The sequence below is a fragment of the Enterobacter cloacae complex sp. 385G4 genome, from assembly GCF_057320665.1.
Map to the genome: position 1 here is coordinate 486,687 of NZ_JBXWDD010000001.1, position 18,693 is coordinate 505,379.

General features: G+C 57.1%; 16 protein-coding genes. 5 read left to right on the forward strand and 11 right to left on the reverse strand.

The features are described 5' to 3' along the window. Positions 1–5: 5 nt before the first annotated feature. Positions 6–1,121, reverse strand: coding sequence for a DUF8093 domain-containing protein (locus AC2FAJ_RS02570; RefSeq protein ID WP_041910099.1), 1,116 nt, complete (start codon positions 1,119–1,121; stop codon positions 6–8). A gap of 308 nt (positions 1,122–1,429) precedes the next feature. On the opposite strand from AC2FAJ_RS02570, the gene AC2FAJ_RS02575 reads away from it, so the two are divergent. Further along, positions 1,430–1,969, forward strand: a complete 540-nt coding sequence (locus AC2FAJ_RS02575; RefSeq protein WP_041910098.1) for a DUF2058 domain-containing protein — start codon at positions 1,430–1,432, stop codon at positions 1,967–1,969. A 7-nt stretch (positions 1,970–1,976) separates the two neighbouring features. Here AC2FAJ_RS02575 and AC2FAJ_RS02580 read toward each other — a convergent pair whose 3' ends face one another. Further along, a complete protein-coding gene (locus AC2FAJ_RS02580; protein WP_041910096.1) occupies positions 1,977–2,663 on the reverse strand; it encodes an RluA family pseudouridine synthase in 687 nt (228 codons plus the stop codon). 90 nt (positions 2,664–2,753) lie between these two features. Next, the gene (azoR, locus tag AC2FAJ_RS02585) at positions 2,754–3,359 is read right to left on the reverse strand and encodes an FMN-dependent NADH-azoreductase (RefSeq protein WP_008502313.1); all 606 of its coding nucleotides are present in this window, start codon (positions 3,357–3,359) and stop codon (positions 2,754–2,756) included. Between the two features lie 205 nt (positions 3,360–3,564). Here azoR and hrpA point away from each other — a divergent pair, with 205 nt between their 5' ends. Then, positions 3,565–7,467 (forward strand): ATP-dependent RNA helicase HrpA, encoded by a 3,903-nt coding sequence (gene hrpA / locus AC2FAJ_RS02590; protein WP_041910094.1) that lies wholly within the window; start codon positions 3,565–3,567, stop codon positions 7,465–7,467. A 71-nt stretch (positions 7,468–7,538) separates the two neighbouring features. On the opposite strand, the gene AC2FAJ_RS02595 is transcribed toward hrpA, so the two are convergent. The 5 genes from AC2FAJ_RS02595 to AC2FAJ_RS02615 form a co-directional block, all read right to left on the reverse strand. Then, positions 7,539–8,198 carry an O-methyltransferase gene (locus tag AC2FAJ_RS02595; protein WP_041910092.1) on the reverse strand — a complete coding sequence of 220 codons (660 nt, stop codon included), beginning with the start codon at positions 8,196–8,198 and terminating at the stop codon, positions 7,539–7,541. A 102-nt stretch (positions 8,199–8,300) separates the two neighbouring features. After that, entirely contained in the window at positions 8,301–9,680 is a 1,380-nt protein-coding gene (locus AC2FAJ_RS02600; RefSeq protein ID WP_485453777.1) for an efflux transporter outer membrane subunit, read from the reverse strand. Beyond that, complete coding sequence (locus AC2FAJ_RS02605) at positions 9,680–10,759, reverse strand: HlyD family secretion protein (protein ID WP_041910088.1); 1,080 nt, start codon at positions 10,757–10,759, stop codon at positions 9,680–9,682. The genes AC2FAJ_RS02600 and AC2FAJ_RS02605 overlap by 1 nt, the downstream gene beginning before the upstream one ends. A 22-nt stretch (positions 10,760–10,781) precedes the next feature. Continuing rightward, on the reverse strand, positions 10,782–12,434 hold the full coding sequence (locus AC2FAJ_RS02610) for an MFS transporter (protein WP_032644875.1): 1,653 nt from the start codon (positions 12,432–12,434) through the stop codon (positions 10,782–10,784). Between the two features lie 157 nt (positions 12,435–12,591). Next, the gene (locus AC2FAJ_RS02615) at positions 12,592–13,911 is read right to left on the reverse strand and encodes an MFS transporter (RefSeq protein ID WP_041910086.1); all 1,320 of its coding nucleotides are present in this window, start codon (positions 13,909–13,911) and stop codon (positions 12,592–12,594) included. A gap of 64 nt (positions 13,912–13,975) precedes the next feature. Between AC2FAJ_RS02615 and AC2FAJ_RS02620 the strand changes: the two genes are divergently transcribed. Beyond that, positions 13,976–14,101: a hypothetical protein gene (locus AC2FAJ_RS02620; protein ID WP_255344340.1), complete on the forward strand. Its 126-nt coding sequence runs from the start codon at positions 13,976–13,978 to the stop codon at positions 14,099–14,101. A gap of 137 nt (positions 14,102–14,238) precedes the next feature. Further along, positions 14,239–15,033, forward strand: a complete 795-nt coding sequence (locus AC2FAJ_RS02625; RefSeq protein ID WP_041910084.1) for a YdcF family protein — start codon at positions 14,239–14,241, stop codon at positions 15,031–15,033. Positions 15,034–15,083: 50 nt separating this feature from the next. On the opposite strand, the gene gap is transcribed toward AC2FAJ_RS02625, so the two are convergent. Further along, positions 15,084–16,085, reverse strand: a complete 1,002-nt coding sequence (gene gap / locus AC2FAJ_RS02630) for a type I glyceraldehyde-3-phosphate dehydrogenase (protein WP_028013079.1) — start codon at positions 16,083–16,085, stop codon at positions 15,084–15,086. A 188-nt stretch (positions 16,086–16,273) separates the two neighbouring features. On the opposite strand from gap, the gene cybB reads away from it, so the two are divergent. Further along, entirely contained in the window at positions 16,274–16,804 is a 531-nt protein-coding gene (cybB, locus tag AC2FAJ_RS02635; protein ID WP_032644876.1) for a cytochrome b561, read from the forward strand. A gap of 44 nt (positions 16,805–16,848) precedes the next feature. On the opposite strand, the gene AC2FAJ_RS02640 is transcribed toward cybB, so the two are convergent. Together AC2FAJ_RS02640 and AC2FAJ_RS02645 are read right to left on the reverse strand one after the other, a co-directional pair. After that, on the reverse strand, positions 16,849–17,916 hold the full coding sequence (locus AC2FAJ_RS02640; protein WP_045630386.1) for an oxidoreductase: 1,068 nt from the start codon (positions 17,914–17,916) through the stop codon (positions 16,849–16,851). Between the two features lie 13 nt (positions 17,917–17,929). After that, positions 17,930–18,673 (reverse strand): DeoR/GlpR family DNA-binding transcription regulator, encoded by a 744-nt coding sequence (locus tag AC2FAJ_RS02645; RefSeq protein ID WP_028013082.1) that lies wholly within the window; start codon positions 18,671–18,673, stop codon positions 17,930–17,932. Positions 18,674–18,693 lie beyond the last annotated feature (20 nt).

Below are 18,693 nucleotides of genomic sequence, written 5' to 3' on the forward strand. Positions count from 1 at the left end.
TTTTCTCATTTAACGAATAGGGTTGTCAGGCGAGGAACTAGCGCGTCAGTTTCATACATCCAGCCTGTACGCACGCTCGCTGTTTCACCGTTGACGCCTAAAATGGGCATATCGACAGCCATTGTTTGACCGTAATTGTTGGCCTGCAACACTTTTGCTGGGACCGATAATACGCCTTCCTGAATTTTTGCTGCTAAAACATCTGCATTAGTTGGGTTATATCCCAGCGCTGACTCAAACACCCTGGCTTTGTGCCCACCTGTAGGATGTGTTGAATCTAAAGCATAGGTTGCGAGCTTTTTCGGATCGATAATGGCGTGTTCAGCGTTCACTAACGTACCGCTTTCAGATGTGAAACCTTTTACATAAGGGCTTTCAAACGTTGGTATTTTACTGAGACCCGATATTTCATCTATCTCGCTTAGAGGATTCAACCTGCCCATTGTTAATCCTGCTGCAACAGAGGCTCCCGTAATAATTAACCCTTTGTTATTCATCACTTGATCGTAACCCGCTGGAGCATCCCCGCCAAGCTGCTGCGCGGTTTCATGAAACCCTTCAATGTTGCCGTTATATACACCGCCAGCGGCCAGCAGGTGGCCAACGGTTTTACTGTTCAGCGTTTTCCCCGATCGTGCTGTTGTTGGTCCGTAATAATCATAATGTATCCGTTGAGTGGGGGCAGGCTTCCTGCCTTGCCGATCGGCAATAACGTGCCGGTAGGCACTCATGATTGAGTCCTTATACCATGCATGCCAGGATGAGGCTGTAGGAGTAAACATCAGATCGCCGTTGTCGTCGATGTAAAATGGATTCCGGTCGCTGCTCCAGCGCCTGGAGGTATCTACACCAACAAGCCAGCCAATTTGCAGCTCGTGCTCAACCTCATCATAAATCGGATCTGCGTAGCCGCGACCTTTTCGCTCATACGGCCTTTTATATGGGAACACGCTGTATATTTTTTTGGGGAGACCAAAAGAGAGGCTTTGACCGTTAGCTTCATAAGACAGATCATAATGTATACATGCCTCTTTCAGCGAACCTGCCGGCGTGAGAATGTATTGAAAATCTCCAGGGCTTAATTGCCGTGTTAAATCATGTGACCGGTAGAGTCGGAACATGCCGAATCCTTATCGTTAAGCAACATTGTTTCTTTCAAGGGCATATTTTTTCATTCTTTAATAAGAAAAAGCAGCCTACGCCTGAAGCGAACACAGATATTCAACCCACATCATATTTATGAACTGCTCATTTTTTTTAAGAAAATAACCAGGCAATTTTTAACCATTTTTTTAGGCGTTAGCGTGAGTCTATGTTGAATCAATAATGAACCAGATTCAGGCAGCTAAACGGCATATCTGCTTCTCTGGTACACCATCCTCAATTCCCGCTATAATCCCCAAAATTTCCAACCGGTTTAGAAACGATCATGACAAAACTCACCTTACAAGAGCAGATGCTGAAAGCGGGCCTGGTCAGCAGCAAGAAAGCGGCGAAAGTGCAGCGCACGGCAAAGAAATCACGCGTTCAGGCACGTGAGGCTCGGGAAGCGGTAGAAGAGAACAAGAAGGCGCAGATCGAGCGTGACAAGCTGCTGAGCGAGCAGCAGAAGCAGGCCGTACTCGCGAAAGAGTTTAAAGCGCAGGTGAAGCAGCTGATCGAGATGAACCGCATTACCGTGGCGAAGGGCAATATCACCTTTAACTTCACCGACGGTAATCTGATCAAAAAAATTGAGGTCGACAAGCAGACGCAAACCCAGCTGATCAACGGCCGTCTGGCCATTGCGCGCCTGGTGCTCAATGCTAACGGTGACTGCGACTACGCGATCATTCCGGCAGTAGTGGCCGATAAAATTGCCCAGCGCGATGCCGACAGCATCGTCTTAAACAGCGCGCTCAGCCAGGAAGAGCAGGACGAAGACGATCCGTACGCGGACTTCAAAATCCCTGATGATTTGATGTGGTAAACCGCATTCAGAACGGGGCGGCGTGACGGGCGTTAACCGGCTCTCCGCTCACGGGATGAATAAAACTCAACTCGCTGGCATGCAGCATCAGCCGGGGCGCGTCTTCTACCCCCGGCGCGTCAAGACCGCCATACAGATCGCAGCCCAGAATCGGGTGTCCCAGCTGCTGGCAGTGAATACGCAGCTGATGGGTTCGCCCGGTCTCCGGGATCAGTTTCACGCGTGTTAGCGGCAGTCCCGCCCCCTGATAAAACCGTTCCACGACCTGATAACGAGAGCGGGCGGGTTTACCGGTGATGGCGCAGATCGACATCAGTGGAAACAGCGCCGGGTCTTTGGCAATCGGCGCATCAATAACCCCTTCATCATTTTCCACGTGGCCGCAAAGCAGGGCGCTGTAGCCTTTCTCCACGCTGCGCTGGCTGAACTGCTGGCACAGCGCCGCGTTGATGGCCTTATTGCGCGCAACCACCATCAGCCCGGACGTGCCAAAATCCAGACGGTGCACCAGCGTGCAGCCCGGGAACGTCTGAACCAGTCGATAGTGGACGGAATCAAGGTTTTGCGGATTTTTGCCCGAGAGGCTGAGCAGGCCGGAAGGCTTGTCGATCAGCAGCAGATGTTCATCCTGCCAGAGGATCTGAATGTCATCGTGACACGGTGGGGCAATAAAAGAATCAATGATCGCAGACATCAGGCCGCCCGGCTGGAGAGTGGGAGCGGATGATAACGAAATGCGGGGGAAAAGAAAAACCCTCCCACCGGGCGGTGAGAGGGAGAAGTCTTACGCTGCAACCAGGCTGTCGATGGCGGCTTTCGCGTCGGTCTGTGCTTTGGTCGCCACTTCCGGACCGTAAGCGATGCCTTCCGCGAACACGAAGTTCACGTCAGTGATGCCGATGAAGCCCAGGAACAGGCTCAGGTACGGCGCAACCAGGTCAGTTGGGGTATCCTTATGAATACCGCCACGGCTGGTCAGGACGATCGCACGCTTGCCTTTTACCAGACCTTCCGGGCCGTTCTCGGTGTAGCGGAAGGTTACGCCAGCGCGCGCCACCAGGTCGAAGTAGTTCTTCAGCTGGGTAGGAATGTTGAAGTTGTACATTGGGGCGTTGATGACGATAACGTCATGCGCCTGCAGCTCAGCAATCAGCTCGTCGGACAGGGCCAGGGCTTCCTGCTGACGCGGGGACAGTGGCGCATCGCTTGGGCGCAGCGCGCCAACCAGCTCGCCGTCCAGCACAGGAATAGGGTTTGCTGCCAGGTCACGCACGGTGATTTCGTCTGCAGAATGCTGTTCACGCCACTGTTCAACGAAGTAATCAGACAGCTGACCAGACTGAGAGTACCCTGCCAGAATACTGGATTTCAAAACTAATACTTTGCTCATGGGTGATTCCTGTTGTTGCATTTGATTGAAGGGGGGGGCCCCGTTGCTTGTTGACACTTTATTCACAATCTTGCCACAGAGATAGCGCAATATATCGAAGCCTATGTTCGAATTTTTTGAATAAGGCGCTAAAAGCGTCAATGTGGTACTCTATAGCAATCATTAAAAAGAGATTTTATCCGGCAGAGCACTGCCCGTTAACGCTATGACAGAACAACCCAAAATCACCTTCCCGATGCTCCTGCAACAGCTTGATTCCCTGATGCTGCGCGATAAACAGCGGTTTTCCCGCCGGCTGCACGGCGTGAAGAAGGTTAAAAATCCTGATGCACAACAGGCCATTTACCAGGAGATGGCCAAAGAGATTGAACAGGCGGCAGGGAAGGTTGTGCTGCGCGAAGCCGCGCGTCCGGCGATCACCTACCCGGAAAACCTGCCCGTCAGTCAGAAGAAACAGGACATCCTTGAGGCCGTCCGCGATCACCAGGTGGTGATTGTCGCGGGGGAAACCGGTTCGGGAAAAACCACCCAGCTGCCGAAAATCTGCATGGAGCTGGGCCGCGGGGTGAAGGGGCTGATTGGCCACACCCAGCCGCGTCGTCTGGCGGCGCGCACCGTGGCGAACCGTATTGCCGAAGAGCTGCAGACGGAGCCGGGCGGCTGCATCGGCTACAAGGTGCGATTCAGCGACCACGTCAGCGACAACACCATGGTCAAGCTGATGACGGACGGTATCCTGCTGGCGGAAATACAGCAGGACCGCCTGCTGATGCAGTACGACACCATCATCATCGATGAAGCGCACGAGCGCAGCCTGAACATCGACTTCCTGCTTGGCTATCTTAAAGAGCTGCTGCCGCGGCGCCCTGATCTGAAAATCATCATTACCTCCGCGACCATCGACCCGGAGCGCTTCTCAAAACACTTCAACAATGCGCCGATTATTGAAGTGTCGGGCCGCACCTATCCGGTGGAAGTGCGCTATCGCCCGATTGTGGAAGAGGCGGATGATACCGAGCGCGATCAGCTGCAGGCCATCTTCGACGCCGTTGACGAGCTGGGCAACGAGAGCGCGGGCGACATCCTGATCTTCATGAGCGGCGAGCGCGAAATTCGCGATACCGCCGATGCGCTCAGCAAGCGCGACCTGCGCCACACCGAGATCCTGCCGCTGTATGCCCGCCTGTCGAACAGCGAGCAAAACCGCGTCTTCCAGCCACACAGCGGACGCCGCATCGTGCTGGCGACCAACGTGGCGGAGACCTCGCTGACCGTACCGGGGATTAAATACGTTATCGACCCGGGCACGGCGCGCATCAGCCGCTACAGCTACCGCACCAAGGTTCAGCGCCTGCCGATTGAGCCGGTCTCCCAGGCTTCCGCTAACCAGCGTAAGGGCCGCTGCGGCCGCGTGTCGGAAGGGATCTGTATTCGTCTTTATTCCGAAGACGATTTCCTGTCGCGCCCGGAGTTTACCGACCCGGAAATTCTGCGCACCAACCTGGCGTCCGTTATCCTGCAGATGACAGCGCTGGGGCTGGGCGACATCGCGGCTTTCCCGTTCGTGGAAGCGCCGGACAAGCGCAACATTCAGGATGGCGTGCGTCTGCTGGAAGAGCTCGGGGCGATTACCACCGACGAGCAGGCGAGCATCTATAAGCTGACGCCGCTGGGCCGCCAACTCAGCCAGCTGCCGGTCGACCCGCGCCTGGCGCGCATGGTGCTGGAAGCGCAAAAGCACGGTTGCGTGCGCGAGGCGATGATCATCACCTCGGCGCTCTCCATTCAGGACCCGCGCGAGCGTCCGATGGACAAACAGCAGGCGTCGGACGAAAAGCACCGCCGCTTCCACGATAAAGAGTCTGATTTCCTCGCCTTTGTGAACCTGTGGAACTACCTCGGCGAGCAGCAGAAAGCGCTCTCCTCGAACCAGTTCCGCCGCCAGTGCCGCGTGGATTTCCTCAACTACCTGCGCGTGCGTGAATGGCAGGATATCTACACCCAGCTGCGCCAGGTGGTGAAAGAGCTGGGCATTCCGGTGAACAGCGAACCGGCGGAGTACCGCGAAATTCATATCGCGCTGCTGACCGGCCTGCTGTCCCATATCGGGATGAAGGATGCGGATAAGCAGGAATATACCGGCGCGCGTAACGCGCGTTTCTCCATCTTCCCGGGTTCCGGCTTGTTCAAGAAGCCGCCGAAGTGGACCATGGTCGCGGAGCTAGTGGAAACCAGCCGCCTGTGGGGGCGCATTGCCGCGCGCATCGACCCGGAATGGGTTGAGCCGGTGGCTCAGCACCTGCTGAAACGCTCGTACAGCGAGCCGCACTGGGAGCGCGCGCAGGGCGCGGTGATGGCGACCGAAAAAGTGACCGTTTACGGCCTGCCGGTGGTCGCCGCGCGTAAGGTCAACTACAGCCAGATCGATCCGGCGCTCAGCCGCGAGCTGTTTATCCGCCACGCGCTGGTGGAGGGGGACTGGCAGACGCGCCACGCGTTCTTCCGTGAAAACCTGAAGCTGCGCGCCGAGGTGGAAGAGCTTGAGCACAAGTCCCGACGCCGCGACATTCTGGTGGACGATGAGGCGCTGTTTGAGTTTTACGACCAGCGCATCAGCCATGATGTTATCTCCGCCCGCCACTTTGACAGCTGGTGGAAGAAGGCCAGCAAAGCGACGCCGGACCTGCTCAACTTCGAAAAGAGCATGCTGATTAAAGAGGGGGCGGAGTCGGTCAGCAAGCTCGACTACCCGAACTTCTGGCATCAGGGCAACCTCAAGCTGCGTCTGACCTACCAGTTTGAACCGGGCACCGACGCGGACGGCGTAACCGTCCACATTCCGCTGCCGCTGTTAAACCAGGTCGACGAGAGCGGGTTTGAGTGGCAGATCCCCGGCCTGCGCCGCGAGCTGGTGATTGCGCTGATCAAATCCCTGCCGAAACCGGTGCGGCGCAATTTTGTGCCAGCGCCAAACTATGCGGAAGCGTTTCTGGGCCGCGTCACGCCGCTGGAACTGCCGCTGCTGGACGCGCTGGAGCGTGAGTTCCGCCGCATGACCGGTACCACCATCGACCGCGAAGACTGGAACTGGGATCAGGTGCCCGATCACCTGAAAATCAGCTTCCGCGTGGTGGATGATAAAAACAAAAAGCTGCTGGAAGGGCGTTCCCTCAGCGAGCTGAAAGAGGCGCTGAAAGGCAAAGTTCAGGAGACGCTTTCTGCGGTGGCGGACGACGGCATCGAGCAGAGCGGGCTGCATATCTGGAGCTTTGGCCAGCTTCCGGAAAGCTACGAGCAGAAGCGCGGCAACTATAAGGTCAAAGCCTGGCCGGCGCTGGTGGACGAACGTGACAGCGTGGCGATTAAGCTCTTTGATAACCCGCAGGAACAGCAGCAGATGATGTGGCGCGGGCTGCGCCGCCTGCTGCTGCTCAACATCCCGTCGCCGATCAAGTATCTGCACGAGAAGCTGCCGAACAAAGCCAAGCTGGGGCTCTACTTTAACCCGTACGGCAAGGTGCTGGATCTGATTGACGACTGCATCTCCTGCGGCGTGGACAAGCTGATCCACGAGGCGGGCGGCCCGGTCTGGACGGAAGAAGGTTTTGCGAAGCTGCATGACAAGGTTCGCGCCGAGCTGAACGACACCGTGGTGGAGATAGCCAAACAGGTCGAGCAGATCCTCACCGCCGTGTTCAATATCAACAAGCGCCTGAAGGGGCGCGTGGATATGACCATGGCGCTGGGGCTGTCGGACGTGAAGGCGCAGATGGCGGGGCTGGTGTACCGCGGCTTTGTCACCGGCAACGGCTTTAAGCGTCTGGGCGATACGCTGCGCTATCTGCAGGCGATTGAAAAACGTCTGGAGAAAATGGCGATCGATCCGCACCGCGATCGCGCGCAGATGCTGAAGGTCGAAAGCGTGCAGCAGGCGTGGCAGCAGTGGTTAAACAAGCTGCCGCCGGCGCGCCGCGACGATGAAGATGTGCAGGAGATCCGCTGGATGATCGAGGAGCTGCGCGTCAGCTTCTTTGCCCAGCAGCTCGGTACGCCGTACCCGATTTCGGACAAACGTATATTGCAGGCGATGGAGCAGATTTCCGCTTAACGTCCTTGCCCGGTTTTCTCCCTCTCCCTGTGGGAGAGGGTCGGGGTGAGGGCATCAGCCCGCACATTTTTTCACCCATTCACAATCGCCAGCGTAAACCCATCCCATCCCTTAACCCCCACCGTTTGCAGCGCGGTGGCGGTTAAGCGCGGGTTAACCCCCGTCATCTCGATAAAACGCCGTACGCCCAGCACGCGCGCGTCGTCGCTTTGCCCGTTAATGACCTCGCCGTCGCGGACCACGTTATCGCCGATAATCACCGTGCCGGGACGGGAATAGTGAAGCGCCCACTCCAGATAGCCGGGATTGTTTGGCTTATCGGCATCAATAAAGATCAGGTCGAACGGCGGAACGTCACCGAAATTCTCCAGCGAGTTCAGCGCCGGGCCTTCTATTAATTCAATACGATCGTTCAGCCCCGCGAGGCGAATATTCTGGCGGGCAACATCGGCATGCGTTGGGTCCGCCTCGAGCGTAATCAGCTTTCCGTCCGGCGGCAGGGCGCGCGCCATCCAGATAGAGCTATAGGCACCCAGCGTACCGATCTCAAGAATGCGTCTTGCCTGCGTCATGCGCACGAACAGCGCCAGCAGCTGTCCCTGGTTGGCCGCAACATCGTGTTCGGGTAGCCCGGCGCGTTTGTTGTTTTCAAGAACCTTCTGAAGAACCTCATCCTCAGGGATAAGCGAAGAAATCATGTAATTATCTACTGCAGACCATTGTTGTTGCATAGATTGACTCCTTAAGAGGGAGTGCCGGATGGCGGCTACGCCTTACCCGGCCTACGGGGGCGAAATGCAGATCCGGTAAGCAAAGCGCCACCGGGCAGGTTTTCAGGCACTGACCCATCCTCCGCCCAGTGCTTTATACAAATCAATCTGCGCCAGCAGCAGGTTATTTTTGACCTGCACCACGTTGGTCTGGACCGAGTACAGCGTGCGCTGCGCGTCCAGCACGTCAAGATAGGATGAATAACCGTTGCGATAGCGGTTCTGCGCAATGCGCAGCGTCTCCCGGGCCACATCCTGCTGGGCAAGCAGCTCCGTCAGCTGTTCCTGATAGCGCGTAATGGCATCAAGGCTGTTGTTCACTTCGGCAAACGCGTTACGCACGGTTTTTTCATACGCATACAGCGCCTGGTTACGCTGGGACTGGGAAATATCCACCTGCGCGTTCAGCGCCTGGCGGTTCAGCAGCGGGGCGAGAATGCTGCCGCCTGCGCTCCATAGCTGGAGCGGGTTATCCAGCAGGCCGGAAAGGGTGCGATCCTGGATCGATCCGGTTGCGGTCAGATTGATCGACGGCAGCAGGCTGGCGCGTGACGCGGCAAGCGAGGCATCAGCCGCGACCAGCTGTCGCTCGGCCTGCACGATATCCGGCCGACGATTCAGGAGCGTGGAGGGCAGCTGTGACGGCAGCGTGAGCGGCGTCAGCGCCGCAAAGCTTTCGCTACGCGCTACCGCACCGGGATTGCTTCCCAGCAGCAGGCTCAGGGCATTCTCCTCCTGCGCAATCTGATGCCGCAGCACGGGCACCTGCGCTCGCGTTGAGCGAAGCTCGGAATCCGACTGCATCAGCTCCAGGCGCGAACTGTAGCCCGTCTCAAGCTGGCGTTTGGCAAGCTTAAACGCCTCTTCGCGCGATTTCAGCGTGGACTCGGTCACCCGCAGTTGCTCGTCAAGCGAGAGCAGGGTGGCGTACCCGGAGGCAACGGACGAGGCGACGGTGAGATCCGCAGCAGCCGCGGCGGCTTTTTGCGCCTCCAGCGAGGCTTCGGCGGCATTGGCCGCGCTGCGGTTGACGCCCCAGATATCAACGTCATAGCTCGCCGTCAGGCTGCCTCTGTACAGCGTGCTGTAAACCGGAAGCCCAGTGGCGGCGGATTGAGAACGGGCGCGCGTCCCGGTTACGCCCGCGTCGAGCGAAGGAAACAGGCTGCCGTCGGCCGCATAGACCCGCGCCTGATACTCGTTTATCCGTTCGCGGGCGATCAGCACGTCGCTGTTATGCTGTAGCGCCTGATCCACATAGCGGTTCAGGTGGTTGTCATGAAAATTGCGCCACCAGAGCTGCTCCGTCGGGCTGGCAGGGCCGGAGACGGTGCGCCACTGGGTGGGGATGTGCAGCGTCGGCTGCGCCGGTTTGACGTCAACGGACTGGCATCCGGCCAGCATGACCGCCGCCACCAGCGCGGCTATCGGGCGAAGGATCATTACTTCGCCTCCCGCGTATCAATGGTTACCTGCACCGACATACCCGGACGCAGCAGCGCGGAGTCCTCTGGCTTACCGAGCACCTCAATACGCACCGGAATACGCTGGGCGATTTTGACAAAGTTGCCGGTGGCGTTGTCCGGCGTGATAGCGCTGAATTCAACCCCGGTCGCCGGCGAGATGCTCTCTACGCGGCCCTGATACGCTTTGTTGTTTAAGGCATCGACGGTAAACTTCACCGGCTGACCGACGCGCAGCTCCGCCAGCTGGGTCTCTTTGATGTTGGCAATCACCCAGTGCTGCGGCGGCACCAGCGTAGTGAGGTGCGTTCCGGCGGTCACGTACGCGCCGAGACGCACGGCAATCTGGCCGAGCTGGCCGTCGCGCGGGGCGATAATGCGGGTATTTTGCAGGTCAATCTGCGCCAGCTCCAGCGCCGCTTTGGCGTTTTCAACATCTGCCTCCAGCGCGCCGCGGTTCACAATCACCGTCTGCAGATCCTGACGCGACATCTCAAGCGTGGCTTTCGCCTGGTCGATATCCGCGCTGCCCTGAGCCGCACTGGCCAGCGCGGCATCGCGCTCGCGAATGGAAAGCGACCCATCCGCCGTCAGATCCTTCACGCGCTTTAAATCCGCCTGGGTTTTCAGGCTCTGGGCGCGGGCATTTTTCAGCGCGGCTTCATTTTTGGCAATGGTCGCTTCGGCGCTTTTCCGCTGCTGCAGGTTGTTATTCAGCGCGGCAATTTTCATCGCCAGCTGCGCCTCGGCCTGATGGACGCGCTGGCGATAGATGCGGTCATCGATCTGCAACAGCAGATCGCCTTTTTTGACCTGCACAAAGTCCTGAACCTTCACCTCGGTGATATAGCCGTTAACCTGGGGGCTGATGAACGTCGTCTGGCCGCGCACGTAGGCGTTGTCGGTAAACTGCGCGTGGCGGGTAAACGGCGGCAGCTGCCAGGCGTAAAGAATGACCAGCACGCCGACAATACCGATGGCAGCGGCGGTGAAAACGGAAACAATGCGCACATTTTTGCGGGTGTTGGCCTGCTCTTTGGCGGCATCCTGCTGACTCATAAACTCTCCAGAAATATTACAATTATTTGTTGCCGGTGGCGTTCTTCAGCGCCATACGGGCAGTAATGCGCAGGCGCAGCAAGCGCCATAAAATCCAGACCAGCGTGGCGGCAGCGATGCTTGCCGTCAGCAGATAAGTATCGTTGTAGGCCAGAATATTTGCCTCAAGGCTGGTCACCGTCTGTAGCTGGGTAATGGCCTGCGTTCCCAGCAGCGTACTGTCGCCAATCAGGCTTTTATACATCTGGGTATAAAGCTGAATCCGCTCGTTGACCAGCGGGTTAAGCGTGGTGAGCTGATCCGCCAGCAGGCTGGAGTGGTATTTCTCGCGCCAGGTCTGGAAGGTGCCGAGAATCGCCGATCCCAGCAGGCCGCCGAGGTTCTGGCTCATGCCAAACATGACCGAAAAGCTGACCAGGTTACGCGGGTCGGCAATGACCCCGCCAATGGCGGCCAGCATGGCGGGCGCCAGGAAGAAGGCGCTGCCGAAGCCCAGCAGGAACTGGCTGACCATCAGCTGATCCGGGCGGGTCAGGTTATTGGACTGGCTGTCCAGCAGCGAGGCAACAATCATCAGCGCCAAAGAGGTGATAATCGGCCACGCCAGCTTTGTAGGCTTAATGGTGAGGCAACTGGTGACGATCCCGCAGACGATCCCGGCGAAAATAGACCACGCCAGATGGGTCATCTGCTCATTCTGTAACCCCACGTACTGCAGCCAGCCGATGACGCCGGTATTTTGCTCCGCCAGCACGATGCGGATCAGCAGCATGATCAGCCCCAGGCGAACGATGCTGCCGCTCGACAGCCAGCGGGTGTTCAGCAGCGGGTTAGCGCGGTTATGTTCAAACACGATGGCGGAAACAATCAGCACCAGCGATAGCGCCAGCGACCAGCCGATCCACGGCGCCTCGAACCACCAGTCAAGACGGCCTAAAGAGAGCACGGCGCAGAGCAGGGCCATTCCGGGAGCCAGTAAAAAGAAGGTGACAAAGTCTTTCTTCTCGAAGACCTTGCGTCGGTCACCCGGCGGCAGTTTTAAGGCGATTACGCAGGCCAGGGAGATCAGCGCCAGCCCCAGTTCAAAGAAATAGAGCCCGCGCCACTCGTCCAGCTGGAGAAGCTCAGTGGAAAACAGACGCGCCAGCGGAATAGCGAGCGACGATCCAGTGATCCCGATGGTAAGCGCCTTCAGGCGATGCTTCGCAGGCCAGGCCTGGATTTGGTAGTAAATCCCCAGCGAGCTGAGCGCGGCGGCCACCATCCCGTGCGCGGCGCGTACCATCAGCGCGGAACTGAGGTCGTTAACGAACAGGTGGAAAAAGGTGACCAGCACGTACAGCACCAGAAAACCTTCCGTAAAGGCGCGCAGGCCGTACTGTTGACGAAATTTGACCAGCAGCAGGTTAATGGAGATGTTGGTCATCACATAGACTGCAGGCAGCCAGGCGATTTCGGTCGACCAGGCCCCGAAGGTTCCCTGCAGGTTTTGCAGGTTGGCGGTGACCACCGCATTGCCCAGTGCCCCCGTCAGGCAAACCAGCAGCCCAACGACGCCATAGGCGACGCGTTTTGGCGTACTGTGCTCGGGGGTGGAAGGCGAACCCAGCAGGGCGGGTTTCTCATGGGGCTGCCACTCGCGAGGAGCATAAGGGTCGCGTTCGGGCAGGCGCATAACGTCATTACCTTAGAAATGATTGAATAATTAGCGGGCTAGCGATTCTACGTCTGCCGCAAATGATAATTCAAGTGAATATGATTTGCGCATGTTAATCAAATGTACGAGAGAAATTTAAGGAAAAAGAGCGGCCCGCAGGACGGGCCGGGAAAGGTCAGAGACGTTCGGGCTGCGCCTCGACGAGAGTGGCACGCTTAACGCGGCTGGCGCAGAAAATCGCGATTAAGGAGATGGCTACCGTGACGGCAAGATACCAGGCCACCGGAACCCAGTCGCCGTCATATTTTGCCAGCAGGCCGGTCGCAATCAGCGGGGCGGTACCGCCAGCCAGCGCGGCACCCAGTTGATAACCGAGCGTAATGCCGGTGTAACGCACGTTTGCGCTAAAAATTTCAGAGCACAGCGTGCCGAGTACCGCCGTGACCGGTGCCCACAGCACACCAAAGGCGATCACCGTCGCGAGCACAATCCCCCACGTGGTACCGGTATTCAGCAGCATAAACCATGGCACGATAAACAAACCCAGGATAAAGACGCTCGTGGCATACATACGCTGACGGCCAATTTTATCCGAGAGCAGCCCCATTAACGGAATCATTATCGTGGCCACCAGGGCCCCCAGCGTCACGGCCTCCAGCGCCTGCGATTTTTGATAGGTTAGCGTGCTGGTGGCATAGCTCACCACAAACGTAGAGAAAATATAAAACGGCGCGGTTTCCACGACTTTGAGGCCGGCGGCAATCAGCACTTCACGCCAGTGATGTTTCAGCGTATCGCGCAGGGGAGCCTTAGCCACCTGACCGGACGCTTTCACTTTCTGAAAATCAGGCGTTTCATCAATATCTTTTCGGATCCACAGGCCGAGCAACACCAGAACAGAGCTCAGCAGGAACGGGATACGCCAGCCCCAGGAGAGAAAATCCTCTTCGCTGAACATCGTCATCAGCGACACGATAAAGGTCGCCATCAGCATGCCGATGGTGACGCCCGCCTGCGGAATGCTGCCGAAGAACCCTTTGCGTTTTTCAGGCGCGTACTCATAGGCCAGCAACAGCGCACCGCCCCATTCACCGCCGATACCCATCCCCTGAATGATGCGCATCAGGATCAGCAGCGCCGGAGCCCAAATACCAATCATTTCATACGTGGGCAACAGGCCAATCATAACGGTTGCACCTCCCATCAAAGAGAGGGTCAGCACGAGGGTTTTTTTACGGCCAATGCGGTCACCGATGTGTGCGAAAAGTACCCCGCCAATGGGACGTATAAAAAAGGTTAATGAGAAAGAGAGATACGAGAGAATGAGTCCGATCACCGGATCGACCATCGGAAAAAAGATCTTATTAAAGACCAGCGCGGCCGCCGTACCGTAGAGGAAATAGTCAAACCATTCAATGGCGCTCCCGGTAAGGCTGGCGATTAACACCTTCTTATTTTTTCGTAATACCGTCGTCGTACTTTCATGTTCTGTCATGACCTGAAACCCCGCCACGTTGCTGATATATGAGGTGTCACCTGGCGCGCTTCAGGTGCAACCCGTGAAGATGAAAAAGGTTGTGAAATTGTTAAGCAACTTAGGGTTGGATGTTGCATTTAGCAAGCACTGGCGGGCTGAAACTGGTCAGATCACGGTTAAATTAGCAGCGTTGGCTGCTTTTTCATGACGCCTGTACAATACAATGTTTTGTAGGGCTGGAAATTAAAAGCACAATAGGCAGGTGCAACCCGATGATTTTTGGATGTTTCTGGTTATTTCAGAAAAATGGTAAATTAGCTGCTTCAACAACGTGAGGAGTTCACCATGGTTCAGCCCCATTTTCCCCTTCTGGCGAATGCCACACTGGCGGCCATCAATACTGTCGGCGCATGGCTGGCGCAGGACGACCTGAGCATGACGCGTCAGGCCCCGGAGATTGATGCGGTGATTCTGGCTGGCAACGCGGTGATCCCGACCATTGAGGCAGCCTGCCGTATTGCCTCTCAGAAAGACGTGCCGCTTCTGATTAGCGGCGGCATCGGGCATTCGACAACCTTTTTATATGCTGCTATCGGCAATCATCCGCGTTATCACACCTTACAAGTCGAAGGGCGGGCAGAAGCGAGCATTCTCGCCGACGTAGCGCGGGCGTTCTGGCAGATCCCCGAGGCGCGCGTGTGGGTTGAAGATCGCTCCACCAACTGCGGTGAAAACGCGCGCTTTAGCTGGAACATGCTGAAAGAGCGTCAGCGGACAAGCGGGCGCGTGCTGGTGGTGCAGGACCCAACGATGCAGCGCCGCACGATGGCGACGTTTGCCCGCGTGTGCCGCGATGAACCCGCATCACCGCAGTGGATCAGCCATCCCGGGTTTAAGCCAGCGCTGCAAAACGGCACTGAGGGCGTAGAGTTTAGTGGGGGCAACGCCGGGCTGTGGCCCGTTGACCGTTATCTTTCACTGGTTATGGGGGAACTGCCGCGCCTGTATGATGACGTCAACGGCTATGGCCCGGCCGGGCGGGATTTTATCGCCCACGTTGCCTTTCCGGAGGCGGTGACTGCCGCGTGGAAACAGCTACAGCAGGATCCTGTCTTGAAGGGCGCACGTAAAATAATTTAGGCACGGAACAATCCCCTCGCCCCTTTGGGGAGAGGGTTGGGTGGGGAGAATCACAGCGCCGCAAACTTATCCAGCGTCCGCACCAGCTGCGTCACAAACCCATACTCGTTGTCATACCAGGCAACGGCTTTCACCAGCTGCAGATCTCCCGCTTCTGACACCTCCGTCTGCGTGGCGTCAAACACCGAACCATAGTGCGAGCCAATCACATCTGAAGAAACAATCTCGTCATCGGTATACCCGAACGATTTATTCCCCTGGGTCGCCTTTTTCAACGCGGCGTTGATCTCCTCGACCGTCACCTTTTTACCCAGAATCGCTACCAGCTCGGTTACCGATCCGGTTTTCACTGGCACGCGCTGGGCATGACCCTTTAGTTTGCCGCTGAGCGCGGGGATCACCAGGCCGATGGCTTTCGCCGCACCGGTGGTATGCGGAATAATATTTTCTGCCGCCGCCCGCGAGGCGCGCAGATCTTTCCCGCGCGGGCCATCCACCAGCGCCTGGGTGCCGGTATAGGCATGAATGGTGGTCATGGTGCCCACTTTAATTTCAAACGCGTCGTTCAGGGCTTTTGCCAGCGGTGCGAGGCAGTTGGTGGTGCAGGACGCGACGGAAATAATGGTATCACTGGCGTCAATGGTATCGTCATTCACGCTATAGACGATGGTCTTCATCTCACCCGCGGGCGCCGAAATCAGCACTTTCTTCGCACCGGCGTCCAGGTGCGCCCGCGATTTTTCTTCTGAGGTATAAAAGCCGGTGCACTCCACGACGATATCCACGCCCGCGGCTTTCCACGGAATGTGCTTTGCCTCTTTTTCGGCGTACACCGCGATGGTTTTACCGTCGACAATCAGCGCATCCTCGGTGAAGTCCACGCTCCAGGGGAAGCCACCGTAGTTGGAATCATGCCTGAGCAGGTAGGCCAGGACTTTCGGGGAGGTGAGGTCGTTGATGGCGACGACGGTATTGCTGTCCTGGGTTTCAAGAAGGCGGCGCAGCACAAGGCGTCCAATGCGTCCAAATCCGTTAATGCCAATTTTACTCATGGTGTTCTCCTGTGAACGTGTCAATACGACAGTTTGAACTCATCCAGGCTTAGACCATCACGGGCAGGGCAGCAATTGAAGATGCTTCATGCGAGGGGAAGTATTTGAAAAACCATACAGAAAAGTTAATGAATTTTTAAGGAAAGGAGATTATGTTGGCGCGGTGACTGTTTATTTCAGGAAATCCCATGCGCACTAAATATACAAGCCTGCAAATCACGATTCACTGGCTGGTGTTTTTGTTAATCGTCGTCGCCTACTGCGCGATGGAATTCAGGGGCTTTTTCCCGCGTTCCGACCGACCGCTTATTAACATGATCCACGTCTCCTGCGGCATCTCGGTTCTGGTGCTGATGGTGGCGAGATTGCTGATCCGCCTGAAGTTTCCCGCACCGCCCATTCAACCTAAACCCAAAGCGATGATTACCGGGATGTCCCACCTTGGGCATCTGATCGTCTATCTGCTGTTTATTGCGCTGCCGCTGATTGGCATTGTAATGATGTATAACCGTGGAAACGACTGGTTCGCCTTTGGTCTGGCGATGCCTCACGCGGCGGAGGGGAATTTTGACCTGGTGGATGTGCTGAAGGAGTGGCACGTTACGCTGGCAAACCTGGGCTATTTCGTGATTGGTCTGCACGCCTTTGCGGCGCTGATGCACCACTATTTCTGGAAAGATAATACTCTTTTGCGCATGATGCCGAATAAGCGTCAGTAGTCTTTAACTCGTGCCGGGCGGCGCAGCGCCACCCGGCTTGATTTTTAACCCAGAAGAGCACGCTCTTCATCAGTTAACGCCAGCGTCTGCGTTGACCCCGTCTCTGACGATTTCACCGCCGCTTCCAGAACAGCCATAACCGCTAACGCCTCGACAGGATGAACGGGATTGGCGATCTTCCCGAGCATCGCATCCCGCACGTTGATGTAGTACTGCCGCTGATCGCCCTTTGGCGTGGCAATCGTTTGGGGTTCACCATCAGCTCCGAAGAACACCATGCTGTCGTCGTCTTCGCCCCAGGCGTCGCTGCCGGGGATTACGCCAGCCAGCAGCTGCGCTTCCTGCTGATCGATTCTGGCTTTCACCACGCTGCCTTTGTCCCCGTGAACGGTAAAGCGCGCCGTACCGCCAGCCACCAGCATGCTGGCGTGCAGAACCACCTTATGATCCGGGTAATTGAGGACCACGTGAGCCCAGTCGTTAACCTCTGCGCCGTCGCGCAGCGTGGCGATATTTCCCTGAACAGACTCTGGCAGGCCAAACAGCTGAAGCGTCTGGTCGATCAGGTGAGGGCCCAGGTCAAACCACAGACCGCTGCCGGGGACGTTCTGCTCGCGCCAGCGCACGCGCACTTCCGGGCGGAAGCGGTCAATATGCGACTCCAGATGTTTAACCTTGCCAACCGTGCCTTGCTCAATAATCTGCTTAATGCCGAGGAAATCGCTGTCCCAGCGGCGGTTATGGAAAACGGAGAGCAGAAGCTGCTTTTCATCCGCCAGGGCAATCAGGTCCCGGGCTTCCTGTATATCCAGGGTGAAAGGCTTATCCACGACCACGTGTTTTCCCGAGTTCAGGGCCAGCGTCGCCAGCGGCGCGTGGGTGGCGTTAGGGGAGGCAATGACCACCAGGTCGACATCAGGATGTTGAATGGCTTCTTCGGGCGTGGCTACCACCAGCACATCCGGAAGATCGCGCTTCACTTTCTCTTCATCACGGGAAGAGACCACCGCCAGCTTGAGCCCGTCCACGGACTGGATCAGCGGGGCATGGAAGGTTTTACCGACAAAACCATACCCGATCAGCGCAATGTTGATTGTTTGAACTTTACTCATGACCTTCTCCACGTTATTGCGCGCACACCGTGACCCGTAATGCGCCAGGGTCCCCAAGCTCAGGCCAGGGACGATCTAAAAAGAGTTGATGAATATCGGTGAGCCCGGAGACCAGATACGGCTCGCAGCGGTTAACTTTCAGGTGATCGGCAACAATCCAGTGCGCATGGCTTGCGGCGAGCATCGCGCGTTTCACCTCGGCATCCGCTTCTTTACCGGCACTCAAACCGAGTTCGGCATGAAGAGCGCACGCACCGAGAATGGCGATATCGGCCCGATAGCGTGACAGCAGGGACAACGTGGCGCTGCCGGCAAACAGGCGCTGTTTCGGGTCCCATTTTCCACCGAGCAGAATAAGCTCAATGTCTTCCCGGTCGCTAAAATGCTGGGCGATATCCAGCGAGGTAGTGATCACGGTGTGAGGCCCCTGCAAAAAAGTGGCTACGGCCATCACCGTACTGCCGGCATCCAGAAACAGGGTGGAACCCGGCGGAACCGCCTGCGCAACCTGTTTCCCCAGACGCTGCTTGGTTTCCGGCAGCAGGGTATTGCGGCCCTGACGATTCATGGCCGAAAGATTCAGAGCAATAGCCCCGCCGTGATTCTTCTGGGCAAGCCCCTGATTTTCAAGATCGGTCAGATCCCGACGAACGGTATCCGCCGAAACCTGCAGCTTTTCTGCCAGTTCGGTGATGCTGGCCTGACCTTGTTCACTGAGAATATCAAGGACATAGCGTTGACGTGCGGTTTTGTGCATGGGCAGCAATCCTGCAAAAT

Coding starts and splice junctions, on each gene's coding strand:
- AC2FAJ_RS02625 (WP_041910084.1), top strand. CDS start 14,239: ATGGTTCAGCCCCATTTTCCCCTTCTGGCGAATGCCACACTGGCGGCC.
- cybB (WP_032644876.1), top strand. CDS start 16,274: ATGCGCACTAAATATACAAGCCTGCAAATCACGATTCACTGGCTGGTG.
- gap (WP_028013079.1), bottom strand. CDS start 16,085: ATGAGTAAAATTGGCATTAACGGATTTGGACGCATTGGACGCCTTGTG.
- AC2FAJ_RS02575 (WP_041910098.1), top strand. CDS start 1,430: ATGACAAAACTCACCTTACAAGAGCAGATGCTGAAAGCGGGCCTGGTC.
- AC2FAJ_RS02615 (WP_041910086.1), bottom strand. CDS start 13,911: ATGACAGAACATGAAAGTACGACGACGGTATTACGAAAAAATAAGAAG.
- AC2FAJ_RS02570 (WP_041910099.1), bottom strand. CDS start 1,121: ATGTTCCGACTCTACCGGTCACATGATTTAACACGGCAATTAAGCCCT.
- AC2FAJ_RS02595 (WP_041910092.1), bottom strand. CDS start 8,198: ATGCAACAACAATGGTCTGCAGTAGATAATTACATGATTTCTTCGCTT.
- AC2FAJ_RS02580 (WP_041910096.1), bottom strand. CDS start 2,663: ATGTCTGCGATCATTGATTCTTTTATTGCCCCACCGTGTCACGATGAC.
- AC2FAJ_RS02610 (WP_032644875.1), bottom strand. CDS start 12,434: ATGCGCCTGCCCGAACGCGACCCTTATGCTCCTCGCGAGTGGCAGCCC.
- AC2FAJ_RS02605 (WP_041910088.1), bottom strand. CDS start 10,759: ATGAGTCAGCAGGATGCCGCCAAAGAGCAGGCCAACACCCGCAAAAAT.
- AC2FAJ_RS02645 (WP_028013082.1), bottom strand. CDS start 18,673: ATGCACAAAACCGCACGTCAACGCTATGTCCTTGATATTCTCAGTGAA.
- azoR (WP_008502313.1), bottom strand. CDS start 3,359: ATGAGCAAAGTATTAGTTTTGAAATCCAGTATTCTGGCAGGGTACTCT.
- hrpA (WP_041910094.1), top strand. CDS start 3,565: ATGACAGAACAACCCAAAATCACCTTCCCGATGCTCCTGCAACAGCTT.
- AC2FAJ_RS02600 (WP_485453777.1), bottom strand. CDS start 9,680: ATGATCCTTCGCCCGATAGCCGCGCTGGTGGCGGCGGTCATGCTGGCC.
- AC2FAJ_RS02640 (WP_045630386.1), bottom strand. CDS start 17,916: ATGAGTAAAGTTCAAACAATCAACATTGCGCTGATCGGGTATGGTTTT.